Raw genomic sequence first — 22,885 nt, 5'->3', positions numbered from 1 at the left:
AGGGATTATCAAGACTCACAACAATAAATGAAGTCATAAAATCTATAAATTATTTATAATTTAGTTAATATGAAAATATAAAAGTTTAATAAATAAACGAACTGACCAAAAAACAATCTATTTGTGATTTATTCGTCTATTGAAGATTGATGTCATCGATGGCGTCATAGTGCATGAATGCCATAAACGGCGTATCCCACTATTGAAAGGCAATATAAATTGAGTACAAGGCGTAATAAATAACGGTCGCTGGATGCGCTAGGAAGAATTGGTCCTAACTATTAATTAGATCATTTTTATAAAAACTCACCCAATGACTCACATTTAAAATAAAAACGATTCATTTGGTGCAAAGGACCATTATCGGTTCAAGTCATTGAGTCAGGCTGGTGAATAAACGATGAATGGTAACATTGTAGATTTTCCCCTCTCTTATTTCTTGGTTTAGATACTCCAAAAGATCATGTTCAAAAGAGATGGGAAGGGCGGAGGTGTAACTTTGTTCATGAGCGTAGACTTTATAAGCCCCCGACATAAAAAATTGTTTAAACTCCGTAGCAGAAAAAGAATATGTAAAGGCTTTAGTATAGAGGTGTATTTATCGGTAAGGCGTTTCAATAACCAGCCGTCCATTAGGTGCCAAACAACGCCTCATCGCCTTTAAAGAGGCGTCATAATCTTTAAACCATTGAAACGATGAATTTGAAATGATGACATCATAGACATCCCTCGAAGAAAATCAGGCAATATCACTATGCCTGAATTCAATCGGGCTGGAAGGGTAGCGGTGCTCCGCCTCGGAAAGCATAGCTTGAGAGGCATCACATAATGACTCTAATACGTCCTCGACACCCTTTAATTATTGCGTCTGCAACGTTCAAACAGGTCGAGGCTAGGGTTATATTGGCGAGTTTCAACGTCCATTGCCCCTAACAAAGTGTGAAATACATTGTCATGGGAGTAGGTTCCCTTTTTCTGTGCATGAGTACGTAAACACTCAGCATCAATCGCTTTGGCGTTTTGAAAACTCGGTGACATCCAAACCAGCATGGGGACGCGTTTCTGGTAATTGGGTGCAAATTGATAAGGCAAACCATGCAAGTACAGCCCCTCTTCCCCCAAAGATTCGCCGTGATCTGACACATAAATCAGTGCGGTATTATACTTGGATTGCAAACGTTCGAGCCTACCAATAGCCTGACTGAGCACGTAATCGGTATAGAGAATGCTGTTGTCGTAGGTATTGATGATTTGTTCATTCGTGCAATTTTCAATGTCTGAGCGTTTACAGTCAGGAAGGAATTGAGCGTGTTCGCTCGGATAACGTTGATAATATGCCGGTCCGTGACTGCCCTTAAGATGCAAAACCATCAAGCGATTGCCTTTGAGTTGTTCAACATGTTGCTCAAACCCGTCAAGCAGAGCCATGTCATAACAGTTACCAGCATTGCACTGCTTGTTTGACGCCACATCCTCTATGGGCAGCTGTTTGATGTGTTTGGCGACCTGCTTATCCCCACCATCATTATCACGCCAAACAATATCAACATCGGCGCGCTGAAGTAAGTCGAGCACATTATCTTGGTGATCCGCTTGTTGACGACTAAAATGTTGACGAGTCATGGTAGAAAACATACAGGGAACAGACACCGCTGTCGCGGTACCACATGAACTCACATCCTGAAATGAAATGATCCCAGATTGGTTGGTATAGCGATTAGTGGGACGAGGATAACCATTTATCTGGTAGTTTTGCGACCGCGCCGTTTCTCCCACAACAAACACCAGTAAGGTCGGTTTTATCTGAGCCTGTTGTAACGCCTTCGCGGTTTGCTGTGCATCTAACCCCAAGGTCTTATACGCCACAGGAGCGGTCAAGTATTGTGTATTGACGTAGCGAATCAGACTCGAGATAAATTCGGTCGGTATTAAAGTTCGGTTCAATGTCACATTGTTACGTCCCACTGAAACGTAATTTTGGTAGAACACACTGGCTACCCCCGCGATCAGCAATAAAGACACCCCTATGGAGATCATCTTACCTCGCAGTAATACCAGTAATGACCTTTTCGGCCCCAAATGCACCCTGTAGACCCAAAATACGGGGACAACTCCCATCAATAATACCCATGTAATGGCGGACAAACTCAAGTAAGAAGCCGCCTCGCTGCTATCGGTTTCAAAGATATTGGCCATCATGGTTCGATCAAACATGACACCATAATGATAGCCAGCATAACTCACCACACTTGAACAAAGCAGTAATACGATGAAAAACGGTTTACCGATGTAAGGCCAACTAAAAAAGCTGAACACAACATTGAGTATGGCCCAAAGAAATACCGGGATAGAGAGGGCAAAACCGATGTTGACCGCCTCGGATTGAGCAAAAACGGTAATAAGTTGTTTGTAAAACGGAACGTTAACAATCAACGTAAAATAGGCGGCCAACAAGGCAGTAAACCGCGTATAACTCATGCCAAAAGGCGCTGTATTTTTATACTGATTCATATCATTTAATCAAAATAGAAAGCCAAACAAACACGGCAAGTAAAAACGACACCATAACGGCTGAGGAACCAAGATCTTTTGCGCGACCACTGAGTGGGTGCCATTCATCACCAATCCTATCAACCGTTGCTTCAACAGCGGAATTGATCAGTTCAACAATCACGATCAGCCAAAGGCTGGCAACCATCATTGTTCGCTCCATATGAGTCACAGGCAGAAAAAAGGCAACAATCGATAGCACCACCGACATTACGATTTCTTGTCGAAACGCTGCCTCATGGCACCAACCTGCTTTAAGTCCTTTAAGCGAGTAGCGCACAGCATACAGTATGCGTTTAAGTCCTCTTTTTCCGGGTTTCATCATCGGTCTCTGTTGAGAGTTATTGCAGGTCGTAAACGGTATAACCTTTTTTTGCTAGGCATTGACGTAGCACCAAAGATTGCACTTGAGTAGATTCACTGACACCGCCAAGAGCACCCGCCCCCGCGCCGACAGCACCACCAGCTGCAGATCCAACAACAGCACCACCCACGCCATCTTCGATCACCCCCACGACAGCACCAATCACCGCGCCTGTCACCGCACTATTCGCTGCGCCCGTTTTCGCTGCCTCTCCTTTATCAACCCGATCTGCGTAACCCTGACAGTCGTTAAAATCCTGCTGGTATTGCTCTTCATCAACACCCTGCATATCAACAATAGGCTGCTGATTGTAGGCACATGCCACTAAACCAACAGACAGTAAAAGCGTAAAAAATAGTTTCAACTTCGTTATCACTCGAACAATTCATAGAAAACAAGAACAAATGTACGGTGTTTTATTAAACAATCATGTCGAACTTAGGTAAGAGAATGTCAGCCGATGTCATTGCTATTCAAGTAAACATTGCCGTTTAAGCTTCTCCCAATTCATACCGTATGCCGTCTGTTTGTAAAACAAGCCTTCACCATTTGTCGACATTCAACTAAAATAGTTATTAACAAAACTGTTCATAAAAGATAATGACGAAGAGTAACTTGACCACTAACACAGGCCACCGCTTTATCTCTAAAGCGAAAACTGCGTACAAGATACACATACATACCCCTGACGATACCGTACTGCATCGCTCGGTCGGCTACGTGCGTATTGGCGAGGAAAAGGGGTTAAAGAAAGCAATCAAGTTACGAAATGAACTTGGCAGTGCGATGTGGGGAAAGTTCTGGCGTAAGCTCTTAAAGGATCCATACCTGATGACCCGGCTACCCCATTCTGTTGAACCGAAAGTCATTTTTAAGCCTAGGCCGACAAAATCCGATCCTAGGGCCAAAGACGAGTGCTATATCGCGGCATGGCGGCACTACGACAAAGAAGGCAAACTGCATTATAATAGCGTGGTTTGCTCGATCAAAAAACACGGCCGCCTCGCGGCTTATACCAAAACAAAGAAAGCGTTGTTGGAAGCCAATAAAGACAATTTGGAAATCTTGGAATTTATGGGGCGCTTGAACAGCATAGCCTTAAAATAGAGCACAAAAAAACCGCAGTGTGACCTGCACTGCGGTTGTTCTAAAGAAGAGGTGTTACGCGTTCGCTTCACGCTCAGTGATAAACGCCAGCGCTTGTTTGATACGCGCCACGACGCGATCTTTACCAACCAATTCCATCACGGCATCCACAGAAGGTGACTGCCCTCCTCCCGTGACAGCAACGCGCAGCGGCATACCAATTTTTCCCATGCCGATGTCGAGCTGTTCACAAACGGCGCCAATGACATCCTTCTTGATGCTGGCCGTTTGCCAATCGTTCAGTGCTTCCACGTTCGCTAGTGCCTGCTCCAACGGCTCTCTGGCGACACCACGTAAGTGCTTTTTCGCCGCGCCCGCTTCAAACTCTGAAAAATCTTCATAGAAATAACGAATCTGCTCTGCCAATTCAACTAAAGTATTGCAGCGTTCGCCCACCAGTTGAATCACGTCCGTGATTGCAGGGCCGTTCGACGTATCGAGCTTCTGGTTGTCAAGATGCCATTGCAGATACTGAGCAACGTATTCAGGGCTTGATGTTTTGATGTAGTGGTTGTTAAGCCACAAAAGCTTCTCGGTGTTAAATGCAGAGGCCGATTTAGAAATCGCATCTAAACTGAACAGCTTGATCATCTCATCTTGAGAGAAAATCTCTTGATCTCCATGTGACCAACCCAGGCGAACCAAGTAGTTGTTCAAGGCATTCGGCAAGTAGCCCTCATCGCGATACTGCATCACAGACACCGCACCATGGCGCTTTGAAAGTTTGGCGCCATCATCACCCAAAATCATGGCACAATGGGCAAACGTGGGTACAGGCGCACCCAAGGCTTCATAAATGTTGATTTGACGCGGCGTATTATTGATGTGGTCTTCACCACGAACAACGTGCGTGATGCCCATATCCCAGTCGTCCACGACAACCACAAAGTTATAAGTAGGGGCACCGTCTGTACGGCGAATGATCAAGTCATCCAACTGGTCATTGCTTATCTCGATGCGGCCGCGAATTTGATCATCAAAAACCACGCTGCCTTGCTTAGGGTTACGGAAACGAATCACACAAGGATCGCCCTGCTTAGCCGCTTGGTTAGCCGCGACCACCTTGGGATGGTTGGCATCATAACGTGGCATCTCTTTATTGGCTTCCTGCTCCGCGCGAATCTCTTCCAAAAGCTCTTTTGATGCGTAGCATGGGTAAGCTTTGTCAGCCGCCAACAGTTTGTCGACCATTTCGTTGTAACGATCGAATCGCTTAGACTGAAAATAAGGCCCTTCATCCCATTCCAATCCCATCCAATGCATTCCTTCCAGAATGGCATCGACGGCCTCTTGAGAATTACGTTCCAGATCTGTGTCTTCGATACGCAGAACAAATTCACCACCCTGATTCTTTGCATATAACCAGGAGTAAAGAGCTGTGCGAGCACCGCCTACGTGCAAATAGCCAGTAGGACTAGGCGCAAAGCGAGTTTTAACCGTCATGAAAAATACCTTGATTGTCTGATGTTCGCACCGCCAGCGGGTGCTGAAAATTGCGCGTTATTTTAGCACTCTAAGGTAAATCTACAATGCTTGTGTTCGTTTAAATGCGGATTCTTTAGAGGGGCAAGCCCAGTCAGTCAACATACCCCAAACAACACCATGATACCCTTGATTTTCTTCCCCCCCTTGACTTTACCCCAAAGGCAAGGTTTATCCTCAACAACAAATCATTGTCGAGGTTACCAGTAATGCACCAGTTTACTATCCCACTAGCAGGCCTACATTGCATGGGCTGCGTCGAAAAGGTCAAGCAAGCGCTTGTCTCTGAGCATCAGGTCGTCATTCAGGAAATATCACCCCAGCACCTACTCCTTGAAAGTGACAGTGATTTCAACGCATTGGCGACGTCGATTCGTTCATTAGGTTATCAAGCTGGGCATCAATATCACTTTAACTTGTCTGGACTCAACTGCGGCCGTTGTGTCGCAAAACTGAGATCCCTCCTTGAATCGAATTCACTGATTGATGAGATTGATGTTTCAACAACGACGTTATCGCTGTCCACATTATTGAGCCAAAAAAATATAGAGGACATGGTCGCCTCACTGGGCTATCAAGCCAATTCCCCTTCTTCTGTAACGTCTGCTGTTCGCACCGAGGGGGACCTAGCAACGCCAGAGCATCAAGAAGATATGTCGGGCGAGTCGGCAAGCTCTATCCACTTATTGATCACTGGCATGACCTGCGCGAGCTGCGTTGCGTCGGTTGAGCGTGCCCTGACCAAGGTTCAGCAGGTCGCACGTGCTCAAGTCAACCTTGCAGAACAACGTGCTCTTGTTTTTACCAACATTAATAATTCTACCACGCTCAATGCAATCACTGCCGCCGTTGAAGAAGCCGGGTACCAAGCCGAAATCATTGACGATCCCACCCATTTACCAGCACAGCAACTGGCCCAGCAAAGTGCACTGCAATCGCACCATAAACGCAGTGCCGTTGCTGGGATGGTCATCGGTATCCCCTTAATGCTTTGGGGGCTGTTGGGCGGCAACATGATGATCAGCACCAGCCAGAACCAACTGGGATGGGCCGTCATTGGTATACTTTGTTTGTGGCTGCTCGCTACGGCAGGTCAACATTTTTATCTTAACGCATGGAAAGCGCTTATCCATCGACGCGCAACCATGGATACGCTTGTCGCCTTAGGAACCGGAGCGGCTTGGCTGTATTCGATGTTAGTCGTGATTTTTCCGCACTGGTTTCCGGCGGCCTCTCGACACGTCTACTTTGAAGCCAGTGCCATGATTGTTGGCCTAATTTCACTTGGCCACTATATCGAAGCCAAAGCCAAAGCCAAGACGACCCGCTCCCTGCAGGCATTGGTTAACCTGCAACCCAATGAGGCAACGCAGGTCACCCCTCAAGGTGATAAAACCATCACTATAAGCCAAATCGTCAATGGTATGCATTTGCGGATCAAACCCGGTGAAAAAGCCCCGGTCGATGGGCAAGTCGTCTCCGGTGAGTCCTATATTGACGAGTCTATGCTGACAGGAGAGGCCATCCCAGTATTCAAACAAAGCGGGGACACCGTATCAGCGGGCACCCTCAATCAAGATGGAAGCCTAATGATCCAAGCAACAAGTGTCGGTAGCAATACCATGCTGTCTCGGATCATTACGATGGTGAGAGAGGCCCAAAGCAGTAAACCAGCAATCGCCAAACTGGCCGACCAAATTTCATCCGTCTTTGTCCCTGTCGTCGTGGCAATCGCACTCCTTGCTGCCGCAGTGTGGTTTATGGTCGGTCCGGAGCCAAGGGCAAGCTACATGCTGGTAGTTGCCACAACGGTATTGATTATCGCCTGCCCCTGCGCGTTAGGGTTAGCAACGCCTCTGTCAGTTACCGTCGGAATAGGTAAAGCCGCGGAAATGGGTATTTTAATTAAAGATGCGGATGTGCTGCAATCTGCCAGCAAGGTAGATACCGTTGTGTTTGACAAAACCGGCACACTGACTCAAGGCAAACCCGACGTTCAACATCTGTTTGCCTCCAACGGCAATGAGGAGCAATTACTGGTTCTTGCGGCCAGCCTTGAACAGGGTTCCGAGCACCCTCTGGCCAAAGCCATCGTACGCCATTCTCAAAAAACTCAACAGGTACTGTATGCAATTGAAGGGTTCAGGAACCAAAGGGGGATTGGCGTCTTTGGCTACCATCAACAACAAGAAATTGGCGTAGTTTCATTACCTTATGCGCTGCAGCAAGGTTGGGATCTTAGCGCCCTACAAGCAGACTTAGATCGGTGTTCTCGCCACGTTTGGACGCCTGTAATTGTCGTCCAACAGCTTCAAGTTATCGGCTTGATTGCAATTTCTGACCCGATTAAACCTGATGCAAAGGCTGCTGTTGAAGCGCTCATTGCCGCCAAAGTAACCCCTGTCATGCTCAGTGGTGATCACCGCCATGTTGCAGAGTCAATTGCAAAACAGCTCGGTATTGAGCAAGTGATCGCTCAAGTGCTACCGGATCAAAAAGCGGGTCACATCAAAGCGCTGCAAACATCAGGTCATCACGTTGCCATGATAGGGGATGGCGTCAATGATGCCCCCGCGTTAGCGCAAGCCGATATTGGCATCGCAATGGGCAGCGGCAGCGATGTCGCCATCGAAAGTGCCCAAATGACTCTGCTCAATTCATCACCGCTTGCGGTGGTGAAAGCGATAGAACTGTCGAAAGCCACTGTTCTCAATATGAAGCAGAACCTTTTCGGCGCCTTTTTGTACAACTCACTAGGTATCCCGATTGCCGCTGGAATATTGTACCCAAGTTTTGGCTTTTTGCTCAGCCCAGTAGTGGCAGGGGCAGCAATGGCCCTTTCGTCGATTACTGTGGTCAGTAACGCTAACCGCTTAAGATTATTTAAACCATCATAATCAAAATGAGAGATCTCTATGAAAACAAAACTGCTTCCCTTCTTGTCGCTGGCATTGGTTTCCAGCCACGCTTTGGCAAATGAGGTATTAAACCATAAATCCCCATATTGCGGCTGTTGCAGTGAATGGAGTAAACACATGCGGGACGCTGGATTCACTGTTGAAGAAGAACTGCATCAGGACATGGCTCCGATTAAACAAAAATTGGGTATCACTCCAGAATTAAGCTCTTGCCACACAGCGGAAATCAACGGTTATGTGTTTGAAGGCCATGTTCCTGCCCAAGATATCAAGGCTTTTTTAGCGAATCCACCCAAAGATGCCAAAGGCCTCGCCGTACCGGGAATGCCGATGGGCTCGCCCGGTATGGAGTACGGCAAGAAAAATGACGCCTATTCTGTCTATGCTTTTAATGAAAAACACCAAGCGTTTGAGTATCGAACCTACCCAAAAGGAAAGTTTTAACTTTTTATGTTGGTCATTAACTTTTCTCACGGCTTGATTAAATCAAAGTAAAGATTAGTTAATAATCAAATAAAAACAAAGGTTTATATATAAAATTCAAACAAATTTAAATATTTTTATTTATATTATTAGCGAATATTCATTCTCAAAGCTAGCGTAGCGGACAATCTATGAGCACGCCTTTTCCTCTCTCACCCCCGTAATCACGGAGTAGGGATAGGCTTGCTTTTTCTGTTCCACTAACATTTAAAAGCTAATATTTATGAATAAAGCAATTCTATTGGCAGCAAGTACTGCCTTAATCTCTTTGCCTTCATTGGCTGGCCAAAACTATGTCGCACTGGAAATCGGTAACGGCTCATATGACGTGTCGGCAACGGATGGTGCTCGTACTGTTGTTAACGATATGAGAAACACAGGATTTATCAGCTTAAAAGGCGGCCACTACTTTAGCGATAACCTAAGAGCATATGGCTATGTTCAAACAGGCGGGGAAACCAGCGTAGAATATATTCGCGATAATATTAAGTTTGCGATATCAAGCTACGAGTTAGGTATCGGTGCTGACTACCTATTCAACGTCTCTAATAACTTTTATTTATTGGCTGGCACCAATATTGGTTTACACAACAGTAAATTTGAAATCTCAGGAACAAAAACTGGCCGCCATATCAACGATTCAAATTCGGTTCTGGCGTCTGGTGTCATTTTAGGTGCGGGCTATCACTTTACTAAGCAATTTAGTATGGAGCTAGGCTATCGTTACAGTTATTTCCACGACAATGAGTTTAAATTCGAAGGCACTGAGGCCAAGTTCAAAGCCTCCAATACCGCTTACCTGAATGCAAGCTACGCATTCTAAAAAATTCTCTTGGGCGCAGTTCTTGTGCCCATTTTTATCACTTTCATCTATCTGCCCTGTCGAATTCTTATTTTTGAGACAAGTCATTTAAAAAAGACATTTACCAGCAACGCTCATCTTCGGTACAATGTTCGGCTTTCCTCGTGATCTTGTCCGTGATTAGAGCAGCATGAACATACTAGAACAAGCAAAAATAGCACAATGTGACATTGCAATTGCCGATCTAACGTACAGTCCAACGGATAAGGTGTTGCGTTCCAATCAAGTTGACATTGCCCTAGAACCCCGAAATTTGGCCCTACTTGAAATTTTGCTTTCCAATGTCGGTGAACCGACCTCTATCGAGACCTTTATCGAATCAGTGTGGGAAAGCCAGCATATTTCAAATAACGTCGTCACCAATCGGATTAGCTTACTACGCAATCTTTTTCGTCAGCATTCGAAACAATCTGACCCCAATAAAATCATCGTCACTTACCCCAAACGGGGTTATTTTCTGTCGGAAAGTAGTGTCAAGCTAAAAAAAGGCAGTCAAAAAACAGACCAACAGGCTGTTAAGATAAGTCAATTTCACACCAAGCCTCTTGTTTCGAATCGATGGGTTTGGCTTCTCGTGTTCCCACTTTTAATAGCTTGTGGTGTACTGGCTCACCATAATTGGCTCCATTACCAAATAAAACAACAAGATAGTTCCCTGTTCATTCCCCAGGTCAGGCTGTTACTAGATAGTGTCAATTATGAAGAACAAAGCCTTGCCGATACCGCGCTGACGTTAAAGACATTGCTGTTGTACTCACAAAGCCGCTTTCCCTATATTCATTTGTCTAACCAACTTTCACCGTCTTACTATTTGCACAGTTTAAGCGAGCATCAGCACTTTCCCGGTTCAGATGCCGTACTCGATTCAGACTACACACTCAATTTCAACTTGTGGACTAATACGAATGGGACATTCAGCTTAGAAAGCCTGCTCTATTACTCCGCATCGACCCGCGTCGCATGGCGAAAAGTTTACCCGATGGCGCCAACCGAACTCTCAACGGCCGTTAATCAAATTAACGGTGATCTTCGCGAATATTTTGAACTACCAAAAACCATCGACCAAGCAACATTAAGCTTCGAGGAGACATTTAAGCCAATGTCACCAGAGGTTCTGGATCAGGTTTTGTTACGCTCTCACTCGGATATCGATATCTTTTTCTATACCCGAGAATTGCTGTTTATGGATGTGTCTCCAGAAGATTTCACCGCCTGGCTAAAAAAAGTCAGACAGCAAACCCCGGTTCCCCATACAGATTTACATGTACTCCTCGCCCTGCTCACTTATCGTTCCGGAGATATCGAGCGCAGTTTACGAATGTTACAACGTGAATACTTCAAGGAAATCCCTGACAATGCCTTGGTCTTTACGCTAAAGTCGAACGTCAGCAGGGTAATGGGTGAGCAACAACGCTCAATGAGTTACCACCTCAAAGCATTATCGGCTTTGACCAGTACTTTATCCGCGCAGCAGGTGTTGCAACATTACTCATCGTCAGACAGGCAAAACTCTTGCCTCAATTTATGGCGGGAAGCCCTACACGATATCAAAGCTATTCATGACTCTCAGTCCGTCCTTTGGCAAGGGCTTGAGCAATTTTGCCAGCCCTATGAGGAACAATAATCCCATCCGTTGAACGAAAAAAAACCACTGAATAAACAGTGGCTAGATGTCAATTTAAGAAACTAAGACCCTTTAATCAGATCGACCATCATTTCGATATGCCGGTCATCGTCATTGAGGCACGCAATAAAGTTAAATTCAGTGCCCCCTGCATCTTCGAAAATTTCACGGCATTGCTGCGATATTTCTTCTAATGTTTCAAGGCAATCGGATGAAAAGGCAGGCGTCATAATATCCAATGTCTTAATGCCTTTAGCAGGTAAACGTTCCAAGGTTTTATCAGTATAAGGTTGCAACCACGGCTCTCGACCAAAACGAGACTGGTAAGTCATCCCAATCTGATCTGCGTTCAATCCAAGCTCTTTGCCAAGCAACTCAGTGGTCATCTCACAATGCTGCGGATAGATGTCGCCATTGTCCGCGTAGCGCTGCGGTATACCATGATAAGAACAAAGTAGATAATCACCCCGCCCATTCTTTTCCCATGAACGCCTGACACTGTCCGCTAAAGCTCGAATATAAAGAGGGTGGTCATGATAATCTCGCACGAGCCGATACCCTGGCATAACGGGCAAATGTTTGAATGCTTTGGTCAGACCATCAGAGACTGCCGCTGTCGTGGTGTTTGAATACTGAGGAAACAGCGGTAGAACAATCACTTCTTCGACACCTTTTTTCAGCAAGGCTTCGAGGCCCATTTGCAAACTAGGCCGGCCATAGGTCATACCTAACTCGACCGGGATATCGACGTTCAACGCCAATTTTTCTGCCTGCTTTTGGGAATAAACCAATAAAGGAGAGCCCTCTTCCATCCATACCATCTGATAGAGTTTGGCTACTTTTGGCGAACGAATGGGCAATATCACACCATGTAAAATCGGACACCATAACCAACGCGTCATATCAACCACGCGCTGATCATGTAAGAACTGACTCAGAAAGCGTTTAATCGCAGGCGCAGTCGGCGCATCCGGGGTTCCTAAATTAACCAGTAATACACCCTGTTTTTTATTGCTTTGCATAGTTTCCTATTGACACTAAAATTGACGTTGTACGTAACAAAGATCTTTATAGATCAAGGTATAGGCATAAAAAAAGCGACCCTGTTAGGGGTCGCTTTCACTATAGCAAATTTTCAAAATTAGCCGCTAGCAATTTATGCTAACCCTTTCTCAATATCTGCGCTCACCTCAGCAACTTGCTTAGTACCGTCAAATTTCAAGTACTGAGTGTTGCCCAACTGTGCTTCTTTACCATAGTACTCGATAAGTGGTGCCGTTTGTTCGTGGTAAACACCTAAACGCGCACGCACTGTTTCTTCTTTATCGTCATCACGAACCACCAAAGCTTCACCTGTTATGTCATCTTTTCCTTCCACTTGAGGTGGGTTAAAAGTGACATGGTAAGTACGACCAGAAGGCAGGTGAGCACGACGACCCGCCATACGCTCAACAATCACATCATTGGCCACGTCAAATTCAATCACATAGTCAACCGTGATGCCCATTTCTTTCAAGCCATCCGCCTGAGGAATGGTGCGAGGAAAGCCATCGAGTAGGAATCCTTTTTCACAATCACTCTGAGCAATGCGCTCTTTGATTAAGCCAAGGATGATGTCATCAGACACGAGTTGGCCAGAATCAATTACCGCTTTGGCTTGTTTGCCCATTTCGGTGCCTGCTTTGATCGCTGCACGCAACATGTCACCTGTAGAGATTTGTGGAATACCATACTTCTCCATAATGAATTGAGCCTGTGTGCCTTTGCCTGCACCTGGGGCACCTAGAAGAATGATGCGCATGTTAAATCCTCTCAAAGATAATAATAATTTATACCGAAGCTCACTATGCGGTGGTTCAAGACACATCGCTCAGACACACGGTAAGTTTCGGTATAATTGTTTTTGTAACGACAATAAAACAGGCGTGCACAATACACGCCCGATCACTTTGTTTCAAGATGGCAGTCTACCACATAATTGAAACTGCCAATGTCACTTACGGTGAAACAGTGCTGAAACACTCATATTCAACTGCAAACACATGGCGTTTTATTAACCCAATCTCGGTAGAGCTGAAAAAGCTCGCAATTTTGCGAGCTTTCATTGGAGAATGACCGATTAACGAAGCGTCAGAAGTGAATTAATCGCACCCACAAACTGTGATGGGTCTTCCATTGCTCCACGCTCTGCCAACATCGCCTGACCCAGAAGCACCTCAACCCAGCGGCCGAAGGCCTCCTCGTCGGCTTCGTCCGCCATGCGTTTAACCAACTCATGTTCTGGGTTAATTTCAAAGATGTATTTTACTTCTGGTGCCGCTTGACCCGCTGCTTCAAGCAGTTTCGCCATCTGCGTACCCATTTCAAAATCATCCGTCACAACAACCGCTGGTGTTGAAGCCAACTTAAAGGTGGTACGAACTTCTTTGACCCGCTCGCCCAAATATTCTTTGGTGCGATCAACAACAGATTTGAACTCTTCTTCTGTTTCCTTTTGCTTTTCTTTTTCCGCTTCATCTTCGAACGAGCTTAGATCCAAACCCGCCTTCGTGATTGACTGGAACGGCTTACCGTCAAATTCAGTCAGATAGTTCATCAACCATTCGTCAATGCGATCAAACATCAGAACCACTTCAATGCCTTTGGCTTTGAATTGTTCTAAGTGAGGGCTATTCTTTGCCGCCGCGTAGCTGTCAGCCGTCAGGTAGTAAATTTTATCCTGACCTTCTTTCATTCGCTCAACGTAAGATTCTAACCCCACGGTTTGTTCAGCAGAATCCGCTTCTGTTGATGCAAAGCGCAATAACCCTGCCACTTTTTCCTTGTTGCCCATGTCTTCCGCTGGGCCTTCTTTAAGCACCAAACCAAACTCTTTCCAGAATGACTGATATTTTTCTTCGTCATTCTTTGCCATGCGTTCAAGCATAGTGAGCACACGTTTAGTACACGCATTACGTAGAGATTGAGTGACCTTGTTATCTTGCAGAATTTCACGTGACACGTTAAGTGGTAAATCGTTTGAATCAATTAAACCGCGCACAAAACGTAAATAAGACGGCATGAACTGCTCGGCATCATCCATAATGAATACGCGCTGAACATACAGCTTCAGGCCAGATTTATGGTCACGGTTCATCATATCCCAAGGGGCTTTCGCCGGGATATACAGCAAGCTTGTGTAGTCGTTTTTACCTTCTACGCGATTGTGGCTCCATAAAAGGGGATCAGCAAAATCATGTGATACGTGCTTGTAGAACTCCTGGTACTCTTCTTCAGAGATGTCTGACTTGTTGCGAGTCCAAAGCGCTTGAGCTTTGTTGATTTGCTCCCACTTCTTATCGCCCGTCTCATTACCTTCTTCGTCACGCTCAACCGTCTGGATCGAGACTGGAATGCCAATATGATCAGAATATTTACTGATCACTTCGCGCAGACGCCACTCACTAAGGAACTCTTTTCCTTCCTCGCGCATATGCAAGACAATATCCGTACCACGTGATTCTTTCTTGACCGTTTCGATGGTGTAATCACCTTCACCAGCAGAATGCCACTGCACAGCTTCATCACTTGATACACCAGCAGCACGCGTGCGAACCGTCACGGCATCAGCTACGATAAAGGCTGAGTAGAAACCAACGCCAAACTGTCCAATCAGCTGAGAGTCCTTTGACTGGTCTTCTGACAGTTTAGAGAAAAAGTCCGCTGTCCCTGATTTGGCAATCGTACCTAGATGTTCAATAACATCATCACGGCTCATTCCGATACCGTTATCTGAAAGAGTCAACGTATTCGACGCTTCATCGAAAGACAATTTGACCCCTAGGTCAGTATCACCCTGGTAGAGACCTGAATCAGATAGCGCCTGAAAGCGCAATTTGTCTGCTGCATCAGAGGCATTAGAAATCAATTCGCGCAAAAAGATCTCTTTATTAGAATAAAGAGAGTGAATCATTAAATGAAGTAGCTGTTTTACTTCTGATTGAAAGCCACGAGTTTCTTTGTTTGGTGTTGCTGTATCGCTCATGCTAGCTCCGTAACATTTAAAATGATCGAACCTGACGACTAAAATCAGGTTCGATACTGACATAACCTGAGGATTAACATGAGGGTGACAATTGTAAATTCAAGGTCAAAAATCATAAAAACATTGTTTTTTTGATCTGGTTTTGTCTATCCTTGCTCATCAAAAAAATCAAAAAAACTAAAGAAGACCCCCTAGAACACTGGGATTTCCAACACTTGATGATATTCATACGCAACTATGGTCACAACAAATGAGTAATATAGGCACTAAGTTTAATCTTGCTAACCGATTTACGTTTGACCCCAACACAAATTCTCTGGTGGACAAATTAAATGATGATGAGGTCATCCGTCTGGGGAGTAATGAGAGCCGTATCCTGCTATTAATGGCTGAAAAGCCCAATGATATTGTCTCTCGCAATGAATTGCATGACTTTGTCTGGCGTGAACAAGGCTTTGAAGTCGATGATTCAAGCCTGACTCAGGCCATCTCAACGCTGCGTAAACAGCTTCAGGACTCCACCAAAACCCCTGAGTACGTGAAAACCGTTCCAAAACGCGGCTATCAACTGATCTGTAGCGTAGAACGAGCGACGCCTCTAATGGCTGGTGATCTCTTAGACACTGACGATCTCGGCGAGCTTTCAGATAAGGCGTCCTCTTCATACGATAGGGCCAAAGAACAAGGTCTAGATTCTACCACTGCTGAGTCGAGCATCTCAGACTCCGCAACCACCGCAGAGAAATCAAGCTGGTTAGTCAGAGTGATGCTTGCGCTTGCCGTCACACTGCCGTTGTGCGTACTGCTGTTTACTAACCCAGCAGAGTCAAAGTTTCGCCAAGTAGCTATGTACGACAATACGCCAGTGATGACGCCTCTCAATCACCCAGATTTAAGTAAATGGTACCCTTCGATTGAACAGTGTATCAAGCGTTACAATACTGCTCACATCGATAAATTACCGGTTGAAGTCATTGCGACGGGCGGACAAAACAATCAATTGATACTTAACTATATCCACTCTCTCGCCAGTTCTGGTGAAAACATTACGGTGCGCATTTTTGCAATGCAGCAGGACTTAAGTAGTGTCTGCCAATAGGAATAACAATATGAACCAAAAATTCGCAGCAAGTATTCTGGTTATCTCGGCCTTGTTTAGCAGTTGGCTTTACTGGGGAAGCGATCTGAAGCTGGAACAAGTGCTTATCGCCAATGAGTGGCAATCAAAGATGGTTACGGTCATTTCCGACAGTCTTAAGGAAGAATCCGTCGGCTCACTGCGCCGCGTGAATGTCGACTCAAACGTAAAATATTTGCCCAACGGAAAATACAATCGCTACGCAACCGTACGTCTTTATGGCGACAACGCCAATGCCGAAAGTGTCATTAGTATCTCGGAAAAAGGAGAATGGGACATCAGTGACAACTATTTGCTGATCTCTCCAACTGAGTTCAAAAATGTCTCCTCACCACAGAGTAAAGACTTTACCGCCGACCAACTCAACTTGATTACTCAGATCTTTAAAATGGATGCCCAACAAAGTCGTCGCATCGATATTGTGAATGAAAAAGCGCTGCTGCTAACCAGCTTGAACCACGGTTCTACCGTTTTGTTTTCTAATTAAGTCACGAATAAAGGCTGCTGCCAAGATGAGCAAAGCATACATTGATATTTATTACTGCCGACAGTGTAACTGGATGCTGCGATCGACCTGGTTATCGCAAGAGTTGTTGCATACCTTCAGTGAAGAGATAGGCACAGTTTCCCTTCACCCCGATACGGGAGGAAGATTCGAGATACACTGTAATGGCCAATTGATCTGGGAAAGAAAACAACAAGGAGGTTTTCCTGAAGCCAAGGTCTTGAAACAAAAAGTCAGGGACATCATCGCACCAGATCGCGAGCTCGGTCACTCAGATAGTCATAAGACCTAAACAACATAAATCAGCCAAACGCGAAAGATGCCACCTTGTTTGAAGCGTCATACAAGGTTAGTGTCATCTCGAGCCATACCATTAATCACTATATTGTTATAGCTCACCAATCCAATGATCTCGCCATTTTCAATCACAGGTGCTCGGCTAATACCAAAGCGCTCAAACAAACGAGCGCAGTATTTTACATTCATATCAGGTTGAACTGATAACGCTGGCTTAGTCATAATTTCATAAATATTGGTCCGATCAGGCGAGCGATTTTTTGCTAGTACTTTCTTCGCTATATCATTCATTAAGACCAAACCAAATTCATCGTCAGCATTCCGCTTATTGATCACCAACGCTTTGACCCCATGCGCCCTAGCCAACTGAATGCCTTCTCGAACTGTTGTTAACCCATCAATCATAACGTAGGCGCTGCCCATCACATCTCTGACACGGATAGTTTCATGTTCGCTCATAGCTCATCCCCTACAACTTTGGTTAGCGTTTCTACCTGATGCGCAACCCCTACCGCATCCTCTATATCAATCTGTACCGCGATTCCCTGCCCTGATTCTTGATCGAATTCACCCACATCACTAATGGTCTCGAGGATGTATCGAGCAAGATGCTCTTCAACCACAAACAACAAAACATCTCGCTGCACTTCAAGCGTCAAACCGAAAAAGGTCGGCTTCTTATTCAAACCTTCACCTCTGGCATGATTAATCACGGTTGCCCCAGTCGCGCCTGCACTTCGAGCCGCATCCAGTACTCGCTCGGTTTTACCGTCTTCCACAAAAGCCAATATCAATTTAAAGCGCATTTTTGGTGTCCTCCTGCGTTGATCTATTACTCAGCCAACGAGTCATCTGGGCATAGCCCATTACAGAAATAATTGGAAACAAGCTAGCAAACGCTATCAACCCAAAACCATCAATCATGGGATTACGCCCTGGTACTGTCGAAGCCAACCCCAACCCTAAAGCAGCCACCAGAGGCACGGTAACCGTTGACGTGGTTACCCCACCTGAATCGTAAGCCAAAGGAACGATAAATTGAGGCGCATAGAAAGTTTGGATAACCACAATAATGTAGCCTGCAATAATGTAATAGTGGATAGGGTCTCCAACAACGATCCGATAACTCCCTAATGCGATTCCTGCTGCCACACCGAATGCCACCGCAAAACGAAGACCATTAACACTAATGGCACCACCGGACACCTGACTGGCTTTTATCGCCACTGCTATCAGGGAAGGCTCGGCGATCGTGGTGCTAAAACCAATACTAAAAGCAAACAGGTAAACCCAGTAATAGTCTTTCCAGACGACGGTATCTGATGGGGAGATTTTCGATGCCTGAATAAATTCGGGGTTGGTAAGCTGGATAGCCATGGTTTCCCCCAAAGGAAACAACGCCATCTCTAATCCAATAAGAAACAAAGACAAACCGACAATAACGTAGGCAAAGCCAAGTAATACCTTGGGAAGGTTAGTCACTGGACGGCGCAATACCGCAAATTGAAAACCAAAAATAATACTGGCAATCGGCATCACATCGCTGACTGTACTGCCAAAAGTATCCAGAAACTGAGACCAGTCAATCATGCGATCACCATGCCATAGATCATCACAAACATCATGGGTAAGAGCGAGGCAAAGGCAATTAAACCAAAGCCATCAATCATGGGATTACGCCCTTTTATAGCCGACGCCAATCCGACCCCCAATGCGGTCACCAGCGGCACCGTAATCGTTGACGTCGTCACGCCGCCTGAATCGTACGCAACGCCAATGATGCTATCAGGGGCAAACAACGTCAGAACAACCACTCCAATGTACCCACCGATGATCATATATTGTATCGACCACCCCTTAAGTATCCGAAGGACACCGAGCATAATGGCAATACCTACAGACAAAGCAACGGTATAGCGTAAACCATTGGCATAGTCCTCCATCGCCTGTGTTTCTGCCGAGATCATTCCCCCTTCCGAAGCAACATTCGCTGCTTCTTTAGCAACCGCGGTCAAGGCAGGCTCAGCCACCGTCGTACCAAAACCAAGACAAAATGCAAACACCATTAGCCAGCCAACACTGCCTTTTCGAGCGAAAGCCTGCGCCATAGACTCTCCAATCGGAAACAACCCCATTTCCAACCCAAAAATGAAGAAGCTTAAGCCCATCACGACCAAGACTAAGCCAACAACGATAGACAACATATTGGGCAAGGGCTCACGCAACACCAGCACTTGGAAAAAAGCGATCACAGCCACAATAGGCAGAAGATCTCTTAAGCTCCCAAATAACGCTTTCAACAGCGCAAGAATCGCCTGCATAATGATCTCGAGTCTATGAAGTACTTGTTTAGAATGACAAATGAATTCACGAGAAAATGTGACTACTTTGGCGAAACAGCCAATCAACGCCACCGAGTGTGAATTCTGTGATAATCACAGTTTCTTAATGGTATATGAATGTAAAAACCGCTAACTTGCTATAATCTTTGAGGTTTGATGTATACTGATTATTCAGGCAACAGTGGAGGGTGAAAGGAGATTGGCATGAAACTACTACTCACTGGTGGCACCGGTTTTATAGGCCGAGAACTGCTTAAGCACTTGACCACTCACGAAGTGGTTCTACTTACCCGTTCCCCAGACAAAGCGAAATCAGCCGTCAATCATGCTGATATGGGCAATATCACTTATGTGTCTGAACTGAGCAGCTTCAATGACCTCAATGAGTTTGATGCCGTGGTCAATTTAGCGGGGGAACCCATAGCTGACAAACGCTGGACCGCGCAACAAAAAGAGATTATTTGTAAAAGCCGCTGGCGTATAACAGAACAAATCGTCGATTTAATTCATGCCAGTACGAGCCCACCTTCCGTATTTATTAGTGGTTCGGCTGTCGGCTATTATGGAGATCAGCAAGCTCACCCCTTCGATGAAGCCTTGCATGTTCAATCAGATAGCTTTCCTCATCATGTTTGTGCCAAATGGGAACAGCTAGCCAACCATGCTCGCTCAGAGTCAACTCGTGTGTGTCTACTTCGCACCGGTATCGTTCTTGGACTCGGTGGCGGCGCGCTGAGTAAAATGCTTTTGCCTTACAAACTAGGATTAGGGGGGCCGATCGGCAGCGGTCAACAATATATGCCGTGGATCCACATGCTGGATATGGCAAGAGGGATTGTTTACCTACTGGACACCGAGCATGCCAGTGGTGAGTTTAATTTTTGCGCTCCCCACCCCGTGACGAACAAGCAGTTCAGTCAAACGCTGGCCCAATCGGTCAATCGCCCTCATTTCCTGTTTACACCAAAATGGACACTGCGTCTTGCAATGGGGGAAAGCGCCATATTGCTGTTCGACAGCCTCCGCGCGAAACCCAAAAAACTCACTGAGCTGGGTTTTAGATTTAGCTATTCACGCTTAGAACCCGCCCTAAAAAATATCTTACAACATCATGAGTAATCTTCTACCCTAGCCTAATGCTGGACTCTATACAAAAGGAAACCATGACAAAATCAATTTTGATCACAGGCTGCTCTAGTGGCATCGGCTATGTGTCTGCCCACGCCCTGCATAACAGAGGTTACCAAGTCATTGCCTCTTGCCGCCAAGCCCAAGATGTCAAACGACTTAATGAACAAGGCCTCACCTGCATCCAACTCGATCTCAGTGACACCGACAGCATCACTAAAGGCATTCAAGAAACGTTAGCGATAACCGAAGGGAAACTGGATGCCTTGTTCAATAATGGGGCTTATGGGCAACCGGGCGCCTTGGAAGATTTACCTACTCAAGCCCTAAGAGAGCAATTCGAAACCAACGTCTTTGGATGGCATGAATTAGTGAAAGGTATCCTGCCCATTATGCGTCAGCAAGGGCACGGACGAATAATTCAAAATAGCTCTGTGCTTGGATTTGCTGCAATGAAATACCGCGGAGCCTATAACGCGTCTAAGTTTGCCATTGAAGGCTGGACAGATACGCTAAGACTAGAATTGGCCGACTCGAACATTAAAATCAGTTTGCTTGAACCTGGCCCGATTGAAACTCAGTTTCGATCCAATGCGTTGAAGGCCTTGATGAAATGGATTGACACGCAAAACAGTGTTCATCAAAAAGCCTACCAACAGCAGCTCAGCCGCCTAGATAACGAGACCTCTAACAACTCGTTCGTCCTTCCTGCCGATGCATGCCTTGCCCCTTTAATTGATGCGATTGAGTCAAATAAGCCGAAGATTCGTTATCGGATCACAACACCCACCAAGATCTTTGCCATCCTAAAAAGATTGCTGCCCACGCGATTGCTCGACCAGATATTGGCTCGTGCGGCTTAAATATGCACCATGTCATGTTAACGTAACACGTCAACGATAAATTTAAATTGTGATCTTATTCTCTTTAATATTTTATCTTGCGTTACATTCGGTAAAGAAACATGACATTAAACCAATTGAACTGGCTTGGTGTGGGTATCGCGCTAACTTTGTTTATCGTGTTATAGGCACCTTTGCTGACATCAGATTTGAAAGACACCGCACGCCTTCGCGGTGTTTTGTCTGACCTAGTCCCTTGATATCTTTAAGCTCTGCCCATATGTTTGAAGGTATAATCCAATTTTGGCAAGGAATGACCCGATGCAATCCCCTTTTATTGTGGAACTCAACGAACAAAATTTCCGTCAAGTCCTTGAAGGCTCAATGCAAACCCCTGTGCTTGTCCATTTCTGGGCACCGATGAGCCAAGAAAGTACGCTTATCATCCCAGAGCTACAAAGCTTGGCCCAACAATATAATGGGGCGTTTACTCTGGCTCTACTCAACTGTGAACAAGAACAGATGATTGCCAGCCAATTTGGTATCCAAACTCTGCCCACGATTGCGCTTTTCATCAATGGTCAGGCGGTTGACGGCTTAGGCGGTCCACAGGAAATAACAGCGGTTCAAAACCTGCTGACCAAGCACCTCCCGAGTCAAGATGAACTCAACCTCAAACAAGCGCTCGATCTCATTCAATCAGGCCAGCACTCTCAAGCGTTACCATTGCTTCAAGCCCTACCTGAAGACATGAAGCAAACTGGTGATGTCAAATTAGCGCTTTCTGATTGCTATCTTGAGACCCAAAACTTCGATCTGGCAAAAACGTGGTTGGAGCACATTCCTCTGGAATATCAAGATAACTATTACAAAGGCTTGGTCGCCAAACTGGAGCTTCATGCTCAGGCAGCCAATAGTCCGGAAATTCAGTCTCTAGAGCAAGCCCTTCACGAGACCCCAAACGATACCAAAGTTATCTCTGAACTGGCGTTAAATTATCATCAGGTCAATCGAGATGAAGAAGCACTAGAGCTCCTGTGGGGACAGCTGCAAACAAATCTCAATGCTGCCGATGGTGAATTGAAAAAGCACTTTATGGATATTTTATCCGCATTGGGCCAAAGTAACCCCGTTGCCGCCAAATATCGCCGTCAACTCTATTCAATTCTGTATTAATATT

At 45.6% G+C, this 22,885-nt stretch carries 22 protein-coding genes and 1 pseudogene; 11 read left to right on the top strand and 12 right to left on the bottom strand.

From position 1 onward, the window contains the following. Positions 1–598 precede the first annotated feature (598 nt). The 4 genes and pseudogenes from HLM86_RS20405 to HLM86_RS05530 all read right to left on the bottom strand — a co-directional run. Positions 599–718, bottom strand: a pseudogene (locus HLM86_RS20405) (class I SAM-dependent methyltransferase); the annotation flags it as partial. A 137-nt stretch (positions 719–855) separates the two neighbouring features. Then, positions 856–2,511: a phosphoethanolamine transferase gene (locus tag HLM86_RS05540; protein ID WP_170882381.1), complete on the bottom strand. Its 1,656-nt coding sequence runs from the start codon at positions 2,509–2,511 to the stop codon at positions 856–858. A gap of 1 nt (position 2,512) precedes the next feature. Next, positions 2,513–2,872 (bottom strand): diacylglycerol kinase, encoded by a 360-nt coding sequence (locus HLM86_RS05535; protein WP_076586663.1) that lies wholly within the window; start codon positions 2,870–2,872, stop codon positions 2,513–2,515. 19 nt (positions 2,873–2,891) lie between these two features. Further along, positions 2,892–3,203, bottom strand: coding sequence for a glycine zipper family protein (locus tag HLM86_RS05530; RefSeq protein WP_254868770.1), 312 nt, complete (start codon positions 3,201–3,203; stop codon positions 2,892–2,894). A gap of 311 nt (positions 3,204–3,514) precedes the next feature. Here HLM86_RS05530 and HLM86_RS05525 point away from each other — a divergent pair, with 311 nt between their 5' ends. Beyond that, on the top strand, positions 3,515–4,021 hold the full coding sequence (locus HLM86_RS05525) for a Fe3+-citrate ABC transporter substrate-binding protein (protein WP_076586661.1): 507 nt from the start codon (positions 3,515–3,517) through the stop codon (positions 4,019–4,021). A 54-nt stretch (positions 4,022–4,075) separates the two neighbouring features. On the opposite strand, the gene gltX is transcribed toward HLM86_RS05525, so the two are convergent. Then, positions 4,076–5,503 carry a glutamate--tRNA ligase gene (gltX, locus tag HLM86_RS05520; protein WP_170882379.1) on the bottom strand — a complete coding sequence of 476 codons (1,428 nt, stop codon included), beginning with the start codon at positions 5,501–5,503 and terminating at the stop codon, positions 4,076–4,078. A gap of 248 nt (positions 5,504–5,751) precedes the next feature. On the opposite strand from gltX, the gene HLM86_RS05515 reads away from it, so the two are divergent. The 4 genes from HLM86_RS05515 (at position 5,752) to HLM86_RS05500 (ending at position 11,429) form a co-directional block, all read left to right on the top strand. Next, entirely contained in the window at positions 5,752–8,439 is a 2,688-nt protein-coding gene (locus HLM86_RS05515) for a copper-translocating P-type ATPase (RefSeq protein WP_170882378.1), read from the top strand. A gap of 18 nt (positions 8,440–8,457) precedes the next feature. Further along, entirely contained in the window at positions 8,458–8,904 is a 447-nt protein-coding gene (locus HLM86_RS05510; protein WP_076586655.1) for a DUF411 domain-containing protein, read from the top strand. A 262-nt stretch (positions 8,905–9,166) separates the two neighbouring features. After that, positions 9,167–9,766 carry an outer membrane beta-barrel protein gene (locus HLM86_RS05505; protein WP_076586653.1) on the top strand — a complete coding sequence of 200 codons (600 nt, stop codon included), beginning with the start codon at positions 9,167–9,169 and terminating at the stop codon, positions 9,764–9,766. Between the two features lie 169 nt (positions 9,767–9,935). Next, on the top strand, positions 9,936–11,429 hold the full coding sequence (locus tag HLM86_RS05500) for a winged helix-turn-helix domain-containing protein (protein WP_170882377.1): 1,494 nt from the start codon (positions 9,936–9,938) through the stop codon (positions 11,427–11,429). Between the two features lie 62 nt (positions 11,430–11,491). On the opposite strand, the gene hemH is transcribed toward HLM86_RS05500, so the two are convergent. The 3 genes from hemH to htpG form a co-directional block, all read right to left on the bottom strand. Beyond that, a complete protein-coding gene (gene hemH, locus HLM86_RS05495; RefSeq protein WP_170882376.1) occupies positions 11,492–12,451 on the bottom strand; it encodes a ferrochelatase in 960 nt (319 codons plus the stop codon). A gap of 134 nt (positions 12,452–12,585) precedes the next feature. Beyond that, entirely contained in the window at positions 12,586–13,230 is a 645-nt protein-coding gene (gene adk / locus HLM86_RS05490; protein ID WP_170882375.1) for an adenylate kinase, read from the bottom strand. A 318-nt stretch (positions 13,231–13,548) separates the two neighbouring features. Continuing rightward, positions 13,549–15,453: a molecular chaperone HtpG gene (gene htpG, locus HLM86_RS05485; protein WP_076586645.1), complete on the bottom strand. Its 1,905-nt coding sequence runs from the start codon at positions 15,451–15,453 to the stop codon at positions 13,549–13,551. Between the two features lie 250 nt (positions 15,454–15,703). Between htpG and HLM86_RS05480 the strand changes: the two genes are divergently transcribed. The 3 genes from HLM86_RS05480 to HLM86_RS05470 are packed head-to-tail and all read left to right on the top strand — an operon-like array spanning position 15,704 to position 17,388. Beyond that, the gene (locus tag HLM86_RS05480) at positions 15,704–16,552 is read left to right on the top strand and encodes a transcriptional regulator (protein ID WP_170882374.1); all 849 of its coding nucleotides are present in this window, start codon (positions 15,704–15,706) and stop codon (positions 16,550–16,552) included. Between the two features lie 10 nt (positions 16,553–16,562). Further along, on the top strand, positions 16,563–17,078 hold the full coding sequence (locus tag HLM86_RS05475; protein ID WP_076586641.1) for a regulatory protein ToxS: 516 nt from the start codon (positions 16,563–16,565) through the stop codon (positions 17,076–17,078). A 25-nt stretch (positions 17,079–17,103) separates the two neighbouring features. Next, the gene (locus HLM86_RS05470; RefSeq protein ID WP_076586639.1) at positions 17,104–17,388 is read left to right on the top strand and encodes an Rdx family protein; all 285 of its coding nucleotides are present in this window, start codon (positions 17,104–17,106) and stop codon (positions 17,386–17,388) included. 47 nt (positions 17,389–17,435) lie between these two features. On the opposite strand, the gene HLM86_RS05465 is transcribed toward HLM86_RS05470, so the two are convergent. Genes HLM86_RS05465 through HLM86_RS05450 form a run of 4 tightly spaced genes read right to left on the bottom strand, consistent with a single transcriptional unit; the run spans position 17,436 to position 19,714 of the window. Beyond that, a complete protein-coding gene (locus tag HLM86_RS05465; RefSeq protein ID WP_076586637.1) occupies positions 17,436–17,852 on the bottom strand; it encodes a CBS domain-containing protein in 417 nt (138 codons plus the stop codon). Then, on the bottom strand, positions 17,849–18,199 hold the full coding sequence (locus tag HLM86_RS05460) for a P-II family nitrogen regulator (protein ID WP_076586635.1): 351 nt from the start codon (positions 18,197–18,199) through the stop codon (positions 17,849–17,851). Before HLM86_RS05460 ends, HLM86_RS05465 begins: the two co-directional genes overlap by 4 nt. After that, positions 18,189–18,983, bottom strand: a complete 795-nt coding sequence (locus tag HLM86_RS05455) for a DUF1538 domain-containing protein (protein ID WP_076586633.1) — start codon at positions 18,981–18,983, stop codon at positions 18,189–18,191. Before HLM86_RS05455 ends, HLM86_RS05460 begins: the two co-directional genes overlap by 11 nt. After that, the gene (locus tag HLM86_RS05450) at positions 18,980–19,714 is read right to left on the bottom strand and encodes a DUF1538 domain-containing protein (protein WP_076586796.1); all 735 of its coding nucleotides are present in this window, start codon (positions 19,712–19,714) and stop codon (positions 18,980–18,982) included. Before HLM86_RS05450 ends, HLM86_RS05455 begins: the two co-directional genes overlap by 4 nt. Positions 19,715–19,939: 225 nt before the next feature. Between HLM86_RS05450 and HLM86_RS05445 the strand changes: the two genes are divergently transcribed. From HLM86_RS05445 to HLM86_RS05435, 3 genes are all read left to right on the top strand, one after another. Further along, positions 19,940–20,854, top strand: a complete 915-nt coding sequence (locus HLM86_RS05445; protein ID WP_170882373.1) for a TIGR01777 family oxidoreductase — start codon at positions 19,940–19,942, stop codon at positions 20,852–20,854. A gap of 44 nt (positions 20,855–20,898) precedes the next feature. After that, on the top strand, positions 20,899–21,726 hold the full coding sequence (locus HLM86_RS05440) for an SDR family oxidoreductase (protein ID WP_076586629.1): 828 nt from the start codon (positions 20,899–20,901) through the stop codon (positions 21,724–21,726). A 300-nt stretch (positions 21,727–22,026) separates the two neighbouring features. Continuing rightward, entirely contained in the window at positions 22,027–22,881 is an 855-nt protein-coding gene (locus HLM86_RS05435; RefSeq protein WP_076586628.1) for a co-chaperone YbbN, read from the top strand. The last annotated feature ends 4 nt before the right edge of the window (positions 22,882–22,885 follow it).

Source organism: Vibrio ostreicida (genome assembly GCF_013074385.2).
In the GTDB taxonomy this organism is placed as follows: domain Bacteria; phylum Pseudomonadota; class Gammaproteobacteria; order Enterobacterales; family Vibrionaceae; genus Vibrio; species Vibrio ostreicida.
This window is presented reverse-complemented; position numbering and strand designations above follow the sequence as displayed.